The organism is Janthinobacterium sp. KBS0711 (assembly GCF_000988085.1).
In the GTDB taxonomy this organism is placed as follows: Bacteria; Pseudomonadota; Gammaproteobacteria; order Burkholderiales; family Burkholderiaceae_D; genus Janthinobacterium; species Janthinobacterium lividum_E.
In genome coordinates, this window is the sequence record NZ_LBCO01000033.1 from 546,253 (window position 1) to 563,649 (window position 17,397).

The 17,397-nt window shown below is 67.8% G+C and carries 13 protein-coding genes; 1 reads left to right on the forward strand and 12 read right to left on the reverse strand.

Annotated elements, in window-relative coordinates:
- Positions 1-9: 9 nt before the first annotated feature.
- Genes VM94_RS27885 through VM94_RS21100 form a run of 12 tightly spaced genes read right to left on the reverse strand, consistent with a single transcriptional unit; the run spans position 10 to position 16,696 of the window.
- The gene (locus tag VM94_RS27885) at positions 10-2,448 is read right to left on the reverse strand and encodes a glycosyltransferase (protein WP_082127829.1); all 2,439 of its coding nucleotides are present in this window, start codon (positions 2,446-2,448) and stop codon (positions 10-12) included.
- On the reverse strand, positions 2,445-3,653 hold the full coding sequence (locus tag VM94_RS21050; protein ID WP_046685191.1) for a TIGR04063 family PEP-CTERM/XrtA system glycosyltransferase: 1,209 nt from the start codon (positions 3,651-3,653) through the stop codon (positions 2,445-2,447). Before VM94_RS21050 ends, VM94_RS27885 begins: the two co-directional genes overlap by 4 nt.
- 4 nt (positions 3,654-3,657) lie before the next feature.
- A complete protein-coding gene (locus VM94_RS21055) occupies positions 3,658-5,610 on the reverse strand; it encodes an XrtA/PEP-CTERM system amidotransferase (RefSeq protein WP_046685192.1) in 1,953 nt (650 codons plus the stop codon).
- Between the two features lie 10 nt (positions 5,611-5,620).
- Positions 5,621-6,823 carry a TIGR03088 family PEP-CTERM/XrtA system glycosyltransferase gene (locus VM94_RS21060; protein WP_082127830.1) on the reverse strand — a complete coding sequence of 401 codons (1,203 nt, stop codon included), beginning with the start codon at positions 6,821-6,823 and terminating at the stop codon, positions 5,621-5,623.
- On the reverse strand, positions 6,813-8,393 hold the full coding sequence (gene xrtA, locus VM94_RS21065; RefSeq protein WP_046685193.1) for an exosortase A: 1,581 nt from the start codon (positions 8,391-8,393) through the stop codon (positions 6,813-6,815). The genes VM94_RS21060 and xrtA overlap by 11 nt, the downstream gene beginning before the upstream one ends.
- Complete coding sequence (locus VM94_RS21070; protein WP_046685194.1) at positions 8,390-9,679, reverse strand: TIGR03087 family PEP-CTERM/XrtA system glycosyltransferase; 1,290 nt, start codon at positions 9,677-9,679, stop codon at positions 8,390-8,392. The genes xrtA and VM94_RS21070 overlap by 4 nt, the downstream gene beginning before the upstream one ends.
- Positions 9,680-9,694: 15 nt before the next feature.
- Entirely contained in the window at positions 9,695-10,786 is a 1,092-nt protein-coding gene (locus VM94_RS21075) for a FemAB family XrtA/PEP-CTERM system-associated protein (protein WP_046685586.1), read from the reverse strand.
- Positions 10,786-11,637 (reverse strand): XrtA system polysaccharide deacetylase, encoded by an 852-nt coding sequence (locus tag VM94_RS21080; protein ID WP_046685195.1) that lies wholly within the window; start codon positions 11,635-11,637, stop codon positions 10,786-10,788. The genes VM94_RS21075 and VM94_RS21080 overlap by 1 nt, the downstream gene beginning before the upstream one ends.
- Positions 11,634-12,794 carry a non-hydrolyzing UDP-N-acetylglucosamine 2-epimerase gene (wecB, locus tag VM94_RS21085; RefSeq protein ID WP_046685196.1) on the reverse strand — a complete coding sequence of 387 codons (1,161 nt, stop codon included), beginning with the start codon at positions 12,792-12,794 and terminating at the stop codon, positions 11,634-11,636. The genes VM94_RS21080 and wecB overlap by 4 nt, the downstream gene beginning before the upstream one ends.
- A 9-nt stretch (positions 12,795-12,803) precedes the next feature.
- Positions 12,804-14,333 carry a TIGR03016 family PEP-CTERM system-associated outer membrane protein gene (locus VM94_RS21090; protein WP_046685197.1) on the reverse strand — a complete coding sequence of 510 codons (1,530 nt, stop codon included), beginning with the start codon at positions 14,331-14,333 and terminating at the stop codon, positions 12,804-12,806.
- Entirely contained in the window at positions 14,317-15,150 is an 834-nt protein-coding gene (locus tag VM94_RS21095) for an XrtA-associated tyrosine autokinase (RefSeq protein WP_046685198.1), read from the reverse strand. Before VM94_RS21095 ends, VM94_RS21090 begins: the two co-directional genes overlap by 17 nt.
- 16 nt (positions 15,151-15,166) lie before the next feature.
- Positions 15,167-16,696, reverse strand: a complete 1,530-nt coding sequence (locus VM94_RS21100) for an XrtA system polysaccharide chain length determinant (protein ID WP_046685199.1) — start codon at positions 16,694-16,696, stop codon at positions 15,167-15,169.
- Between the two features lie 254 nt (positions 16,697-16,950).
- Between VM94_RS21100 and VM94_RS21105 the strand changes: the two genes are divergently transcribed.
- Positions 16,951-17,397, forward strand: a 447-nt coding sequence (locus tag VM94_RS21105; RefSeq protein ID WP_046685666.1) for a polysaccharide biosynthesis/export family protein, incomplete at its 3' end; no start/stop codon positions are given.

Consider the following 17,397-nt stretch of genomic DNA (forward strand, 5'->3'; position numbering starts at 1 on the left):
GCCTGCTTGCTAGGCGACTTTGCTGAGCACATAGCGGTATTTTCCCGACGCCTCCGCCGCAATCTCGTCGACTTCCTCGATGGCGATGTCCACTTGCGCGCCCAGCCTGGCCTGGAAACCAGCCACGATGGTGGCGCGCGTGGTGTCGTCCAGGCGTGGCAGGCAGACCAGCAGCACGCGCGTGCGCAGCAGGCTTTCCTGGATGATTTTAAAACTGCGCACTTGCGGCAGTTCGCGCACGATGTAGACGAGGGCCAGGCCGTGCATGACGGTGCCATCGACCGCCGTGAGGAAATCCGTGCTGCGGCCTTCGATTTTTTGCAGCAGGGGCAGTCCGCGCCCGCAGGTGCATGGTTCGGTGCCCAGCGCGCCCACGTCGCCCGTGGCGTAGCGGATGAACGGGTAGTCCTGCGTGGCCAGATGCGTGACGACGATTTCGCCCGTCACACCTGCGGGCAGCGGCCGGCCCTGGCCATCGACGATTTCCACGATGATGTCTTCGGCCGTGATGTGCATGCCGCCGTCCGGGCATTCGTGGGCGATGAAGCCCGCGTCGCGCCCGCCGTAGCCGTTGGCCACGGGGCAGGCGAAGGCGGTGGCGATCTGCGCGCGCTGCTCGTCATACAGGCGTTCGGCCGTGACGAATGCCACCTTCACGCCCAGGCCGTCGAGCGGCAAGTCGCGCGCGCTGGCATGGCTGGCGATGCGGCACAGGGCCGACGGATAGCCGAACAGCATGCGCGGGCGCCAGCGGCGCAATTGCTGCACGTAGCCGTCCAGGCGCGCGGGCGACATGGCAAACGCGGGCAGCAAAGCGGTGCGCAGCAGCGCATCGCGCAGGCGGCGCACGCGGTCTTGCGCATGCAGCTCGATGGGCGAACCCCACAGCACGGCTTCGCGGTCGCCGATGTCGACGCCCCACCAGCGCGTGGCGCGCCACTTGGCGGCGATGTCGTGGCTGACACGCCGGCGCCCGAGGAAAAACTGCAGCGGCTCGCCGCTGGAGCCGCCCGTGGCGAACGGGCGCAGGCCCACAGCGCGGGTGGACTTGAAGCTGTCGCGCGCGGCGGCGATGTCGCGCTTCCTCAGCAGTGGCAGGTGCGACAAGTCGGCCAGTTGCCGCACCTGTTCCGGATCGAAACCGCTGCGGGCGAACAGGGCGCGGTAATACGGCACGTGGTCGCCCGCATGGCGCAACAGTGCGCGCAGGCGCGCCAGCTGCCACTGTTGCAGTTGCTGAGCGCTCCACCATTGCGAGCGTTCCATCCGGCGCAGCAGGCGCGTGCTGTGGTGGCCCTTGCACCATTCATGCAGGGGAAACAGCCAGCGGGCGACGAGGCGCGTGTAGGCGCCGGGGCGCGGCGCGGCGCGGATGCGGCGGTAGTGCGCGGCCAGCCTGGGCGCGATGTCGGGCCAGCCGAAGGTGGCGGCGTGCGCCAGGCCCGCCCGCACTTGCGCCTGCGCGCGCGGCGGGTCGCGCAGCAGCGCCAGGATGGCGTGCGCCATGGCGCTTGGATCGCCGGGCGGCACGAGGAGCGCCGTCACGCCGTCCTGCAGCAGGGCGGGAATGCCGCCCACGTTGGTGCTGACGACCGGCACGCCGCAGGCCAGCGCTTCGAGCACGGAATTGGGCATGTTGTCGGCCAGGCTGGGATTGAGCACGATGTCGCTGGCCTGGTACAGGGCCGGCATGGCGGCATTGTCGACGGGGCCGGTGAAGCGCACGGCATCGTTCACGCCGAGGGACCTGGCCAGGCGCGCCAGCGCCGCGCGCTGCGGCCCGTCGCCGGCCAGCACCAGGCGCGCTGCGGGAAAAGCCTCGCGCACGATGGCGAAGGCGCGCACGGCGCTGGCGTTGTCGTACAGGCTTTCCAGGTGGCGCGCCACGAGAATGCACGGGCCGTCTGCGGATGGTGGCGCGGCGGGTGTGGCTAATGTAAAGCGCTGCAGGTCCACCACGTTCGGCACGATGTGGGCCGTATGGCCGTACTGCTCGAAGACGCCGGCCAGGTAGGCCGAGGGTACGACGATGGCGCTGGCGCGCCGCAGGCTGAACGCCACCAGGCGCGGCGCACGGGCCAGGAAAGCTGCCGCTTCACCGCCCCGGTAATTGAGCAGGGCCGGTTTGCCTTTCAGGCTGGCGATCCACAGCGCGGGCGCAGCTTGCAGGTGCCAGGACCAGCCGGAATTGGCCATGATGTGGAACAGGTCGACCGTATTGGCCGTGCGCCACAAGCGCCACAGCAGCAAGGGCAGGCGCAGCGCGGCGCGCAGGTAGCGGATGCGCGCCAGCCACGGCGGCAGCGCGGGACCGTTGACGGCCAGCAGCTGCACTTGCGCGCCGTCCTCGCGCAGCTTGCGCGCCAGTTGCGCCGTTTGATTCGCCATGCCGCCGGCCGGCGGCGGCAGCGGGCCGACCAGCGCGATGCGCAGGCCCGTGAAGATCATGCCATCGCTCCGGCGGCCACGCGCGCATACACGGGTGCATAGCGGCCCACGCTGGCGCCCCAGCTGCGCTCCGTCTCGACAAAGGCGCGCGCCTGCTGCCGCAGCGCCGGCCAGCTGGCAGGTGCCAGCAGCAGCGCCAGTATGGCCTGCGCCAGCGCCTCGGCGTCGCCGGCGCGAAACAGCATGCCCGTCTTGCCATGCTCGACCAGTTCGCGGTGGCCGCCCACGTCGGAGGCCACCACGAGGCGGCCTTGCGCCATCGCCTCGAGCGGTTTCAAGGGTGTCACCAGCTCCGTCAGGCGCATCGGCAGGCGCGGATACACGCAGATGTCGATCAGCTGATAATAGGCGGCCACCTGCGCATGCGGCACTCTGCCCGCGAACACCACGGCGTGGGCTATGTCCAGTTGTGCCGCCAGCGCGCGCAGCGCCGCGTCCTGCGGACCGCCGCCGGCCAGCAGCAGCCGCAATGCCGGCTGCGCCGCCAGCAGGCGCGGCATGGCGCGCAGCAGCAGGGCCAGTCCCTCGTAGGTGTAGAACGAGCCGATGAAGCCGATGACAGGATGACCATCCAAACCCAGCGTGTGGGCCAGTGCTGGATTATCAGAGACATTGAAATCGCCCGCATCGACGGCATTCGGAATCACGGTGATTTTATGCGCGGGCACGCCGCGCGCGCACAGTTCGCGCCGCAAGCCGTCGCAGATGGTGGTGACGGCGTCGGCGCGGCGCAGCGCGTAGGTTTCCAGCGCGCGCGTGAGCCGGTAGCGCAGGCCGCCGGGCCGGCTGCTGCCATGGTCGGCGGCCGCGTCTTCCCAGAAGGCGCGCACTTCATACACGACGGGGATGCCCAGCGCGCGGCCCGCGTTGAGGGCGGCGATGGCGTTCAGGGCCGGCGAATGCGCATGCAGGATGTCGGGCTTGAGCCGTTGCGCCAGCCGGCGCAGGCGCATGGCCAGGCCGATGATGACGGCCACTTGCCGCAGCACGGGCAGGCGCGCCCACCAGCGCGCATCGGGCGCCGTGCGGTAGAAATGCCAGCCGTCGACCAGCTGCTGCGCGTCGTCGGACGGCCCCTGCTTGGCACTGGTGAGCTGCGCCGTGTGCCAGCCCAGCGCGCGCTGCTGCCGCAGGATGGCCAGGGTGCGGAAGGTGTAGCCGCTGTGCAGGGGCAGCGAGTGGTCGAGGATGTGCAGGATGCGCATGGCTTCACTCCATGGCCATGGCCGGTGCGGGCGCCGGCGCCTTGCGGCCCTCGACGGGCAGCACCTGGCGCAGGAACGCTTCGAACATCAGCAGCGACCACAGAGGCGCGCTGTAGTCGCGCCGGCCGCTCGCGTGCTGATCGAGCAGCAGGCGCACGTAGTCCATGTCGAACAGGCCGCACTGCGCCAGGGTGGGGCCCAGCAGCCGCTGTTGCAGGCGCTGGCGCAGCGGGCCGCGCAGCCAGTCGGCCAGCGGCACGGAAAAACCCATCTTCTGGCGGTACAGCAGGGTATCGGGCAGCAGTGGGCGCAGGGCTTTTTTCAGCAGGTATTTGCCTTCTCCGCGCCGCAGCTTGAACTGCGGCGGCAGGCCCGACATCCACGCCACCAGCTCATGGTCGAGCAGGGGCGAGCGCACTTCCAGCGCATGCGCCATGCTGGCCCGGTCGACTTTCGTGAGGATGTCGCCGGCCAGATAGGTTTTCAGGTCCAGGTACTGCACCTGCGACAGCGGATCTTGCGCGGGACTGGCCAGCGCGTGGCGGCGCAGCACTTCGACAGCGCGGTAGCCTTGCAGGCTGCGCCGCAGTTCGGGGCTGAACAGGCGTGCGCGCATGGCGTCGCCCAGCAGGCTGACACCGTGAAAATACGCGTCCGTCGTGTCGCGCGCCAGACCCTCGAAGGTGGTCTTGGCGCGCAGGAAGCGGGGCGCCCAGTCGGCCTTCGGATACAGCCGGCCCAGGGTGCCGAACAGCGACTGGCGCAAGCCGGCCGGCAGCAGCGGGTCCATCGCCTTGCGCACTTTTTCTTCGCGCGTGTGCAGGCGGTAGCGACGGTAGCCGGCCAGGCTTTCATCGCCGCCGTCGCCGGACAGGGCCACCGTGACCCGCTGGCGCGCCAGCTGGCAGACCCGGTAGGTGGGCATGGCGGAACTGTCGGCGAACGGTTCGTCGTACAAATTGGCCAGCAGGTCGATCAGCTCGAAATCGTCCTGCTCCACCTGGCGCGCGTGGTGCGCCGTGCCGTAGCGGCGCGCCACGAGGTCGGCGTAGCGCGCTTCGTTGTATGCCGGGTCGCCGAACGAGATGGAACAGGTGTTGACGGGCGTGGTACTGACGCCCGCCATCAGCGCCACGACGGCGCTCGAATCGACACCGCCCGACAGGAATGCCCCCAGCGGCACTTCGGCCACCATGCGGATGCGCACGGCTTCGCGCAGGCGCGCCAGCAGTTCGTCGGCCGCCTGCGCCTCGCTGGCGGGGGGATTCGGCGTGAAGGGAATATCCCAATAGGATTGCGGCGCGGGCAGCGGCTGGCCCGCGCGGATCGAGAGCGTATGCCCGGGCGGCAGCTTGCGCGCGTGCTGGAAGATGCTGCGCGGCTCGGGCACGTAGCCGTAGGCGAAATACTCTTCCACGGCCAGCGGGTCGAGCGTGCGCGGCATGGCCGGATGCGCGAGCAGGGCTTTCAGTTCGGAGCCGAACAGCAAGGTGCCGTCCTGCGCCTCGCCGTAGTACAGCGGTTTGACGCCCAGGCGGTCGCGCGCCAGGAACAGCAGATGGCGGCGGCGGTCCCACAGGGCGAAGGAGAACATGCCGCGCAGGCGCTGCACGCATTGCTCTCCCCATTGTTCCCACGCGTGGACGATGACTTCCGTGTCGCTGCTGGTGCGGAACTGATGGCCGAACTGGCGCAGTTCCGCCATCAGGTTGCGGTAATTGTAGATTTCGCCGTTGAAGACGATGGCGATGCTGCGGTCGGCGTTGAACAGCGGCTGCTGGCCGCTGGCCAGGTCGATCACGGACAGGCGCCGGTGCGCCAGGCCGAGGCCCGGCTCGCGGTGCAATCCGCCTTCGTCCGGCCCCCGGTGATGCAGGCTGTGGTTCATGCGCGCCAGCAGCAGCACGTCGATGTCGCGCTGGCCCTGCAAATCAAAGATGCCGCTGATGCCGCACATGGAAGGCCTTTCAGGGGTAGGTGGACAGGGGAGAGGGCTGGCGCGAGCCCGTCAGGCGGTCGTACACGGCCAGGTAGGCGCCGGCCATGGCGGGCAGGCTGTGCTCGGCCAGCACCTGGCGCCGCCCGCGCGCGCCGTGACGGGGACCCAGTTCGGGCATGCTGTAGTAGTCGAGCATGGCGTCGGCCAGCATTTCGGACGAGCCGGGCGGCACCAGGGTGCCGCTCCAGCCCGACTGCACCAGTTCCGCGTTGCCGCCCACCTGCGTGGCGACGATGGGCAGCCCCGTCGCCATCGCTTCGAGGATGGTGTTCGAGCTGCCTTCTGCCAGGGACGGCAGCACGAACAGGTCCATGGCGCGCAGCAGTTGCGCCACGTCGTCGCGCGCGCCGGGCAGCCAGGCAAGATGGGCAACGCCGGCCTGTTGCAGCAGTTCCAGGCAGGCCTGGCGGCACGGCCCGTCGCCGACGATGATCAGGCGCAGGCGCGCGCGGGCGCCCGGCTGCGCCAGCAACAGCAAAAACGCGCGCACCAGCGAGGCATGGTCCTTGACGGGGGCCATGCGGCCCACGCTGCCGATGACGAAGGCGCCGTTGCACAGGAAACCGGGCGGGCCCACGGCTGCCGGCGGCCCCAGGCGCGGGTGGAATTGCACGCTGTCGACGCCATTGCCGATGTGCGACACCTGCGCGGGCGCCGCACCGATGGCGTCGACCAGCCATTGCCCCAGGTCGGCGCTGACGGCGATGAAGTGCTGCACCAGCGGCAGCATCAGTTTGCGCAGCAGCCGGTATTTGCGGCGCGTGCCGTGCAAGTCGCTCATGTCGCGCCCGTGTTCGCCATGCACGCGCAGGCGCACGCCGGCCAGGCAGGCCAGCAGCTGCGCCTCGAGGCAGCCCAGGTTGCGCGTGTGCACGAGGGCCGGCCGCAGCTGTTTCAGTACGCGGTACAGGTGCAGGTAGTGGCGCCAATCCTTGCCTTCGCGCTTGTCCAGGCTGATCACATCGACACCCGGGGTGGTCAGGCGCTGGCGAAACGCGGTGGCGTTCTTCATGCAGACGATGGCGTGCCGGTAGCGTTCCGGCGGCAGATGGTTGATCAGGTTGACGAGGCCGTTTTCCAGCCCGCCCACGTCGAGCTGGTGGATCACGTGCACGATCAGGGGGGCGGCGCCGGCCGCTTGCGTGTCGCCGGTATCGAAGTCAAGGGCCATGCGGCAGCTCCTGCAAGCGTTGTTCGATGACGGGCAGCGCCGCTTGCAGGAACGCTTGCAGGCGCGCGCGGGGTGGCGGCGCCAGCTCGTCGTAGGCGGCAAAGACGATGATGTCGGCGCCATCCTGGCGCCTGCCCAGCAGCTTGGCTTGCGCCAGCAGCAATTTCACCAGCACGGGCCTGGCCGTGACGATGCCGCCCTGGCGGTAGACGCGCCACACGAGCAGGCGTTCGCCGCCATGCGCCAGCACGCTTTCGCGCACGGCCAGCTCGCCGCCGGCCAGGTTGACGTGCCGCACGCGCTGCGCCAGCGGCGTCCAGCGGGGGCCGTACGGCAAGGCCTGGTGCGTCAGCAGTTCGGCATCGCGCGCCTGGCGCGCATACCAGTGCAGTTGCAGCCCGACCGGCGCGCCATCGCCGTCCTGGCGCGCATAGGTGGCGGCAAACCGCGCGGGCGCGCCCGCATACGGCGCTTGCCACATTGCTACCGCATCGTGCAGGCGATGCCAGGCGGGCGGATCGGGCAAGGCCAGCGCCATGGCAGGCAGCGTGGGGCCGTCGTCGCGCTGGCTGGCCAGCGCCAGTGCCGGCCACACGGCAGCCAGCAGCAGGCAGGTGACGCCGGCGCGCACGACGGCGCGCGGGCTGGCCGCGCCGGCGCTCAAGCGCACGGCTTGAGTCGGCGGCACGGCGCGCGGTGGCGGCAATTCGCGCCAGCGCGCAGCCAGCCAGAACAGCAGCAGCACCACCAGGCCGAAGAACAGCCAGCCATAGATCAGGTGGTCGACACCGACGGCCAGGCGCATGTCGCTCAGGTGGCCCAGCATCACGATCAGGTAGGCGCGCACGCCGTTGGCCAGGATGGGCACGAGCAGGGCGGCGGCCATGACGGCCACGCGCCGCCGCGTGCTGTGGCAGTTCACATGCGCGAACAGGGCGCCCAGGGCCAGCGCGGCGATCAGGTAGCGCAAGCCGCTGCACGCTTCCACCACCGACCAGTTGCCGGATGGCAGAGAAAAATTGCTGCCATCGCGAAACACGGGCACACCCGTCCATTGCAGCGCCGTGACTGTGAAGGCGGCCGTGAAGTCGATCAGCGGTTCCAGGAAGACTTCGCCAAATGGCACGGCCAGAAACAGGTAGGCCAGTGGAAAGGCCAGCAGGCGCACGGCCGGCCAGCCGAGGATGGCCAGCACGCAGGCGGGCAGCATGGCCGTGGCCGCATATTGTTCCACCACGGGCACGTTGGCGGCGTCGGCCAGCAGCCAGGCCAGGCCCAGCGCACCGAGCAGCAGCAATCCCTGCCACGATGGCCGGGGCGCCAGCGCGGCCAGGCGGGCACGCTGGCGCCAGGCCAGCCAGCAACTGATGGGCACGATCAGGAAACCGTGCGCGAACGTCTGCGAGCGGGCCCACAGTTCCACCATCGACCAGAACGTGGCGTGGTACAGCAGCACGATGGCGGCCAGGGACAGCAGCAGGGCAGCCAGCGCGGCCTGGCGCCGCGGATGACCGTGCGGCAGGACGGCCGCATCCGGCAAACGGGCCGCCTGATCGAGCTGCACGCTCATGTGGATGGCTCCCGCACGGGCTGCAAAGGTGCGGCGATACCGCTGGCAGCCGCCTCGGTCTCTGCCGACAGGCCCAGCATGGCACCCAGGCCGCGCAGGTTGCGTTCCCAGTCGTAATCCTGCAAGACCAGCTGGCGCGCCGCCGCGCCGATGGCCGCGCCGCTCCCTTCGGCCGCGCCGTTCCGGGCATTGCGCAGCACGCGCGCCGCATGGTGGATGAATTCGGCGTCGTCGCGCGCCAGCAGCAATTCCAGGCCCGGCTGGGCGGCGATGCCTTCGAGCGCCTGCGGCGTGGCCAGCACGATCTTGCCCATCGCCATCGCTTCCAGCACCTTGTTTTGCACGCCGCGGGCGATGCGCAGGGGCGCCACGGCCAGCGCCGCGCCGGCCAGGTAGGGCCGGATGTCGGGCACCTTGCCCGTCACCACCACGCCAGCCACCCTGGCCAGCGCCGTCACGGCGGGCACGGGCGCGCTGCCGACGATATAGAACCGCAACTGGGGAAACTGGCGCCGCAAGGCGGGCCAGACGTGGCGCACGAACCATTGCACGGCGTCGACGTTCGGCCAGTAATCCATGGCGCCCGTAAACACCAGCGCCTGCACGCCGGCTGGATAGATTGCGGGCTGGGCCGGCATGGGCGTGAAGTACGCCGTGTCGACGCCGTTATTGAAATGGCCCGTCTTGCGCCGCGCCATGGGGGCGCACTGGCGGAACAGGGCCGCTTCGGCCGGCGAGACGAAGCTGGCGGCCGTGAACTGCTGGGCGATATGGCGCTCGTACTGCAGCAGCAGATGCGCTTCGCGCCGGTACAGCTGCGACATGGGCCACGGCTTGCTGTCGCCATACTGGCGCCACTTGTCGGAATCGACGTCGACGAAATCGATCACGCGGTGCAGGGGGCGGCCCGCGCTGCCGTCGATGTATTGCGCCATGGGGCCGGAAAAGGCCAGCGCGTGGCGCACCTTGCCGCCGGACAGCAAGCCGTTGACCCATTGCAGCAGGCGCGCATCGCGGTAGTACTGCACGCTCATGGCTTGCCGCGACAGCAGCGCCTGCATGGCGCGCCAGCGGGCCGAGCCGCGCCGCAAGTCGATGAAGCGCGTGCTGGCGCACAGGGCGGCCACGCTTTTCGCGTGCTGCCAATCGTCGTCATCGTCGATGAAACAGCCCAGGTGCACGCGGAAATGCCGGCTCAGGTATTGCAACATGTGCCACGAGCGTATCTTGTCACCCTTGTTGGGCGGATACGGCAGGCGGTGGGCGAGGAAGAGCAGTTCGCGCATGGTGGGTCCCCTTGCTTAGCCCAGTTGCCGCACGATGTGCGGCCCCAGCAGGTTGGCCAGCGACAGCGGCAGGCGGCGCCAGGCGCGGATGAACAGCGCATATTTCGGATTCAAGGGATTGACCTCCGGCAAGGCCTTGGCGCGCACGAGCTTGTAGGCATACGGCAGCGGCTGCGGCGTAAAGCCCCAGTTCTTCTTGAAGTCGTAGGCACCGGTCCCCAGCTTGCTGCGGCCGAAATCGAACAGGCGGTAGCCGCGCGCGCAGGCGCGGCGCATCGCTTCCCAGTACATGAAGTCGTTGGCGCCCGTGCTGCGGGCCAGCACGCTGCCGCCGCCGTAGTACGGTAATACTTCATCGCGGAAATAGAACAGCAGCACGCTCGCTTGCGCCTGCTGGCCGTGATACACGGTGAGGATCTCGCAAGCCTTGCCGAAGACCGTGCGCAGCAGGGCAAAATGGCGGCGTGCGAAGACGGGCGTGCCCAGCCGGTGCACGCTGGCCGCGTAGATCGGGTAGAAACGGTCGATGTCGTAGTCGACAGCGCTGTGCAGGCCGCCCGCCATGGCCTTGCGCACGACGGCGCGTTGCTTGCGGGGAATCGCCAGCAGATTCTGTTCCACATCCGGATGCAGGGGGCGGCGGAAGGTCGCGTACAGGGGTTTCTGCAGCCAGGATGCGTCCGGACTTAGTTGCACGTTTTCCGGCACCTCGCGCCAGCGGTATTCCAGGTGACCCACGCCGAGGCGCCGGGCCAGCGCCAGCGCGGCGCTGTCGAGGGCCTGGCGGACGGAAGAACTGCCGCCGGCAATGCCGCCGTACACGCAAAACGGCAGCGAGACGAGGGCGGAACCGAACAGGCGGCTGCGCAGGTGCGCCAGCGGCAGCACGCCGGCGATGCGCCCGTCCTGTTCCGCGTACAGGAAATGGCTGTCGTGTTTGAAACCTTGCTCCATGATGGTTTGCCAGCCGGCCCGGTGAAAGAAGGTCGCTTCCGGACACGTGTCGACAAAGGCGTCCCAGCGCGCATGCTCGTGCCCCTGCAGGGAACGCACGGCGATGGCGGCGCTGGACGGTGCCGGGTCGGGAGCAAGGCTGGCCTCGTGCATCATGTGCTTTCCAGAAAAATACGGTCCATGCGGTCCCAGGCGAAATCGCGCGTCAGGCGCCCCAGCCGTGCTTCCATGCGTCCCAGGTTCAGGTAGTGGCGAAAACGCGTCCTGGCGTCGAGGCCCGTCGGGCGCGGCTGGCCGGGATCGAGTTCCCAAGGATGAAAATAGAATATGCCAGCTTGCCCGTCGCGCGAATTGATGCGTCGCAAAAGCCAGCGCGACAGTGCATACGGCATTAACCTGAAATAACCGCCACCGCCGGCCGGCAGGTTGCGCCCGCGCAGGCGCACGGTGCTGACGGGCAATTCCAGCATGCCGTGCGGCCCCCGTGGCCGCCAGCCGAAGCGGGGAGCATCCGGCATGCCGTAGTGATCGTGGCGGATCGGGTAGATGCTGGAACTGTAGCGGTAGCCCGCTTCCTGCAGCACGTCGAAGGCCCACAGGTTGGCCGCGCCGATGGAAAAGCTGGGCGCCCGGTAGCCGTGCACGGCCAGCCCGGTCAGTTGCTCGAGGATGGTCTTGCTGCGGCGCACGTCGTCGGCGAACTGCGCGGCAGACTGGTCGCAGGCGCGCAGGTGCGCATAGCCGTGGCTGGCCACTTCGTGCCCGGCGTCGGCCACGCGGCGCAGCATGGCCGGATAGCGCTCGGCGATCCAGCCCAGTGTGAAAAAGGTGGCGTGGATGCGTCTGCTGTCGAGCAGCAGCAGGATGCGCTCGATATTCGCCTCGACCCGGCATTCCAGGCGGGGCCAGTCGGCGCGCGCGATGTGCGGCGCGAAGGCGGAGACCTGAAAGTAATCTTCCACGTCGATGGTGAGCGCGTTGCGCAAAATCACCGGCGGCGTCATGGCGTGCCCCGGCGCGCCGTCAGCCAGGGCGCGATGACGGCGGCGATGCGCGTGGCCGCGTGGCCATCCCACAGCGGTGGAATGCGGCCCCGCTTGCCGCCCGTCTCCAGGATGGCGCGCGCCAGCGCCAGGATGGCGGCCGGTTGCGTGCCGGCCAGGGTATTCGTGCCATCGCTGACCGTGACGGGCCGTTCCGTATTGTCGCGCAGAGTCAGGCAAGGCACGCCCAGGGCCGTGCTTTCTTCCTGGATGCCGCCCGAATCCGTCAGTACCAGGCGCGCCTCCTGCATCAGGCCCAGCATTTCCAAATAGCCCAATGGCGGCAGGCGGACGATGGCATGCCGCGCCAGCAGCGGTTCCAGGCCCGCCAGGCGCAGGCCGGCCAGGGTGCGCGGGTGGATGGGAAACAGCAGCGGCAGTTGCTGCGACAGCTGGCCCAACGCCCCCAGCAGCGCTTCCAGCTGCGCCGGCGCATCCACGTTCGACGGCCGGTGCAGGGTCAACAGGCCATACGCGGGTGGGCAGGCGTGGCCGTGGGCGCGCAGGGTGGCGGCCGGCGGTACGGCGCGCGGCAGTTGCCGCCGCAGGCTGTCGATCATGACGTTGCCCGTGAAGTGGATGCGTTCGGGGGCGATGCCTTCGCGCAGCAGGTTGGCGCGCGCGCCTTCTTCACTCGTCAGCAGCAGCTCGGACAATTGATCCGTCAGCACGCGGTTGATTTCCTCGGGCATGCGCCGGTCGCCGCTGCGCAATCCCGCCTCGACGTGGATCACGGGAATGTCCCGCTTGGCCGCCACCAGCGCGCAAGCCAGGGTGGAATTGACGTCGCCCACCACCAGCACGCCATCGGGCGCCAGCGGCGGATGCGCGTCGAGCACGGCGTCGAAGCGGCGCATGATCTCGGCCGTCTGCTGCGCATGGTTGCCGGAGCCGACGTCGAGGCAGATGTCGGGCGGGCGCATGTCCAGGTCCGCAAACAGCTGGCCATTCATGGCCGTGTCGTAATGCTGTCCCGTATGCAGCAGGGTGACGCGCACGGCGGGCGCCTGGCGGTCCAGGGCGGCCAGGATGGGCGCCATCTTCATCAGGTTGGGGCGCGCGGCCACCACGCACAGCAGGTGCGCCGGCGCGGCGGACGCAAGAGAAGGGTCGGACATGCGGGCTCCTTAGAATTGCATGGTGAGCGTGGCGCTGACGCCGTTTTCGCGGTAATCGCCGCCACGGTTGCTGGCGTGCCGCGTATGCCGCACGTCGATGCTGGCCGTCATGTTCGGCTGCAGGATGCGCGTGTAGCCGGCCGTCACGGTGACGTTGTTGTCGCGCCGGGGCACGCTCAGCGAGCGCACGCTGGCGTAGCCGGCATTGACATTCACGCTGGTGCGCGAACTGGCTTGCCAGCTCCAGCCCACATTGCCGCCGATCTGGCGCGTGCGGTCTTCGCTGCCGAATTCCACGCCGGGCAGCAAGCCGCTGTCGATGCCGCTGGCCGTTTGCGCCGTGCGGTCGACGGCCGTGATGCCGGCGATCATCGTGCTTTTCGCCGTGGCGCGCGCCATCGTCAGCTTCAGCTGCTTTTGCAGGAAATAGCGGTGGCTGAAGTAATTGATGGCGCCCCGTTCCGGCCCAAGGCTGTTGGCGTAGCGCAGGAAGGCATCGATGCGCAGGCGCCGGTCGCGTGCATTGGGAAAGATGCCGCGCCATAATTGATCGAGCAACTGGCCCGCGTCGCGGTTGCCCAGGCGTGAAAACTGCGTGGGCATGGTGGTGATGTTTTCGCTGTAGTTCAGTTGCCAGTTGGTATGACGCTGCAGGAACGTGGCGTCCAGGCTGTAGGTGGTGCCAAAAAAGCGCTTGCCCGTGCTGAAGGCCACGCTGGTGCGCGGCGACGGCGTCCACACGCCGCCCAGCGACCAGAAGCGGCCCTCGGGCGCCTTGCCGCTGGTGGATATATACCCTTCCTTTTCCATGCCGCCGCTGGCCGTGGCCGACCATTTGCTGTTGAACGGATAGCGCAAGCCCACGCTGCTGCGCTGCATGCGCACGGGCGCCAGCTTGCTGTCCTGCGTGCGGCGCACGTCGTGGCTGGCATTCCAGGTCCAGCCGTTGCCGCGCGGTTCACCGCTGAGCAGCAATTCCATTTCATCGCTGTGCACGGACAACAATTGGCCGCCGCTGTCGACCGTGTTGCGCGTGTAGCGCAGTTCGGCCGTGGCCAGGCCGCGGAAACGGTGGCGCAAATAGGGGCTGATGCCCGTGGTGCGCACGGTGCTGGCGTTGTCCGTATCGGGCAGGTCGTCGATCAATTGGGGGCCGAACGGCGAGATGTTGCGCCGGCTCACGCTGGCGTCCGCATCGATGAAGAACCAGTCCTTCACCAGCTCGGCGTCGGCCGAGGCCTGCAGTTCGTGGTTATCGGTATCGGCCCGTTGTCCGGACAGGTATTTGTGCCAGCTGTAATCGAGGTGCACGCGCAGGCGGGGGCCGGTGCCGATGAGGGCGATGGCGGGCGCGATTTCCGTGATGAAGTCCGACTGCGCCTTGCCGGGCGGCGCGCGCAAGGCATTGTCCGTATAGCTTTCGCGCAGGCGCAGCGACGGTTTTGCCAGCCAGTCGAGGGCACTGGCCGGCATGGGCAGCAGCAGGGACAGCAGCAGCGGCAGTGGCAGCGCCCTGCGGCGGCTACTCGTAATGGCCATAGCCGTAGTAGTCGTTGCCGGGGAACGATTTGGTCTTGTTGTAGATCAAATGAATGTGTTCGCACGACTCGATCTGCCGCAGCGCTTCCTTGACGGCGTGCTGGGTCGTCGTTTCCGCCTCGACTACCATCACCACTTGGCCCATCTGGCCCACCAGTGCGTGCGCTTCGCTGGTGATCAACAGGGGCGGCGAGTCGAAGACGACGATGCGGTCGCCATAGCGGCTGGCGATCTCGGCCAGCAACCGGCTCATGGCGCGGCTGGCCAGCAATTCCGTCGCGTGCTTGTTGCTGCGCCCGGCGGGCAGGATGCTCAGATTGGCCACATTGGTTTTCAGGATCACGTCGGCCATGGCCAGTTGCGGGTCGAGCAGCACGTCCATCAGCCCCGGCTCGGACGGCAGGCCCAGCACTTTCAACACGGAAGGGCGCGCCACGTCGGCATCGACCAGCAGTACCGTGATATCCAGTTCCATGGCGATGCTCATGGCCAGGTTGATGGCGCAGTAGGTCTTGCCTTCGCCCGGCATGGCGCTGGTGACGACGATCAGGTTGCCGTGGCGGATGGAGTCGCTGCCGCTGGCGCGCGCCTGGCGCAGCAGCGGGCGCTTGATGATGCGGAAATCCTCGGCCACGGCGCTGCGCCCGCCATCGTGCGTGAGCATGCCTTGCTCGGCCAGCCGGGCCAGGTTCAGGGCGCGGTAGCGGGGCGACCGGCTTGCGTCCGCGCCATCCGTACCGTTCACTATATATGGCACGCTGGCCTCGGCCACGCCGAGGATCGTGGGTTCGTGCTTGCCGCTGTCCTTGCTGCTCATCGTCGCTCCCTTGGATCTAGAATTTCAGCAGCGCGGCCGTCATGACCCCGCCGTACAGGACGAACAGGCTGCCCAGGCAGGCGCCAAAGCCGTAGCGGGCGCGGCGGCGGCGTACCTGCTGCAGCGGCGTCCAGTTCATCGATACCGTGCCCAGCACGTTCAAGCCCGTGGCGTCGCGCAGTTCGGACGGGCTGAGGAAGGTGGGGCGCACCTGGCTGATCAGCAAGGCCGTGGCGACGCCGGCTATCAAGGCCGCGCCCAGCGCCGCGCTGAACAGCAGCGGGCGGTTCGGGCCGACGGGCGCATATTGCACCGTGGGCGGGTCGATGATCTTGAAAGCCATCATCTCGGTGGTGGAACTGAGTTCGCCCGACAGCTTGGCCGCTTCGCGCCGGCCGATCAGCTTTTCATAGTTTTCCTTGTTGATGATGTAGTCGCGGTTGAGCTGCGCCAGCTGCGATTCCACCTCGGGCACGGCATTGCTTTGCGCCAGCAGGCGCTCGTTGCGCGCGGTGTATTCCTGCACGCGGGCGCGAATGGCGGCCACCTTGGCATCCGCGTCCGTCAGCGCCACCTTCAGCTGCTGCAGCATGGGGCTGTAGTTCTTGCCCGGGTCGCCGGACGCCGTTTTCAGCTTGCTTTCCTCGATCTTGCGTTCTTCCAGCTGGGCCACCAGGCGCTTCGAGGCGATGATGTCGGGATGCAATTCCGTAAATTGCATGCGCAGGTTGTCGAGGTTCTTGTTGATCGAGGCGATGCGCTCGTCGAGTTCGGGATTCGTGATGGACGAGGCGTTCGGCTCCATGTCGAGCACGGGCTCGTCGCCCTCGATCTGGCTCTGGATGGCCTTGCGCGATTGTTCCGCCTCAACCAGTTCCAGCTTGGCATTGTTCAGGCTATCGGACGACATCAGCAGCTGGCTGCCATAGTCGATGCCCTGGCGTGGCAGCAGCAGGTTGTTGCGGATCTTGAACTCCTTCACCAGGTTTTCCGCCGCGCTCAGCTTGTCTTCGTAATTCTTGATCTGCTCGTCGATGAATTGCACCGCCTTCTGCGAATCGCCTTTTTTACCCTGGAAACTGCCTTCGACAAAGATGGTCAGCAGGCTTTGCACGACGTCGCGCACGAGTTTCGGGTCGCGCCCGCTGTAGCTGATGGTGTAGATGTCATACGCGTTGGTGCCGGTGATCTTGATGCGGCTCATCAAGTCGTCCAGCTGGGCCTCGTGTTCGCGCACGGTCTTCGAGTCCAGGTCGAGGTCGACCATGCGCATGACACGTTCCACGTTCGGGCGGCTGAGCAGGGTGCGGCTCATGATGGCCACCTGCTGTTCCGTGTTCGGCACGCTGGTCATGCCGGCCATCAACGGCTTGAGGATGGTTTGCGTATCGACAAACACGCGCGCCGACGTCTGGTAGTCGTCGGGCAGGGTGATGACCTTGATGAAGCCGCCGACGGCCACCAGCCACGCCACCAGCACCGCATGCCAGCGGTACTTCCAGATGCCTTTCAAGCCGGAAAGCAGTTGCTGTATCAATTCTTCCATGTCGCTTCCTTCAGGTAACGGTGCTGCACGGCAGATGGGTTGGCGGCGCGGACAACGACGGCGTCTTGCAAGAAATACTTGCTTGTTGAGTAAGCAAAGTATAGGGCGGCTGTGGAGCAAGATTTCCCAAGATGATTGCTTCTTGATACGCCTCAAGGTTCACTTGCCGGGTTTTAATAATCATAGGTAGTTCGCGGCCCAGGCTGGTTCTGCGGGGCCGGCCATGGACGCGCATCGACTCGAAGAGGCTCCGCATGAATCCATTTCGCCGTGCATTTGTCTGCAACACGCTGGTCCTGGCGGGCGCCGCCAGCCTGCTGGGCGCCTGTCGCACGCGCCATCCGCTGGCGCCTTCCGACGACAGCGCTCCCATGCACGATTACCTGATCGGTCCGGGCGACTCCGTCAACATCATCGTCTGGCGCAACCCGGAAGTGTCGCTGACGGTGGCCGTGCGGCCGGACGGCAAGATCACCACGCCGCTGGTCGAGGATCTGCCCGCCAGCGGCAAGACGTCGACCCAGCTGGCGCGCGACATCGAGCAAGCCTTGAGCAAGTTCATCCAGCTGCCCGTGGTGACGGTCATCGTCACGAATTTCTCGGGGCCGTATGGCGAGCAGATCCGCGTCATCGGCGAGGCGGCCAAGCCGCAGGCGCTGCCGTACCGGCTGGGGATGTCGCTGATGGATGTGCTCATCGCC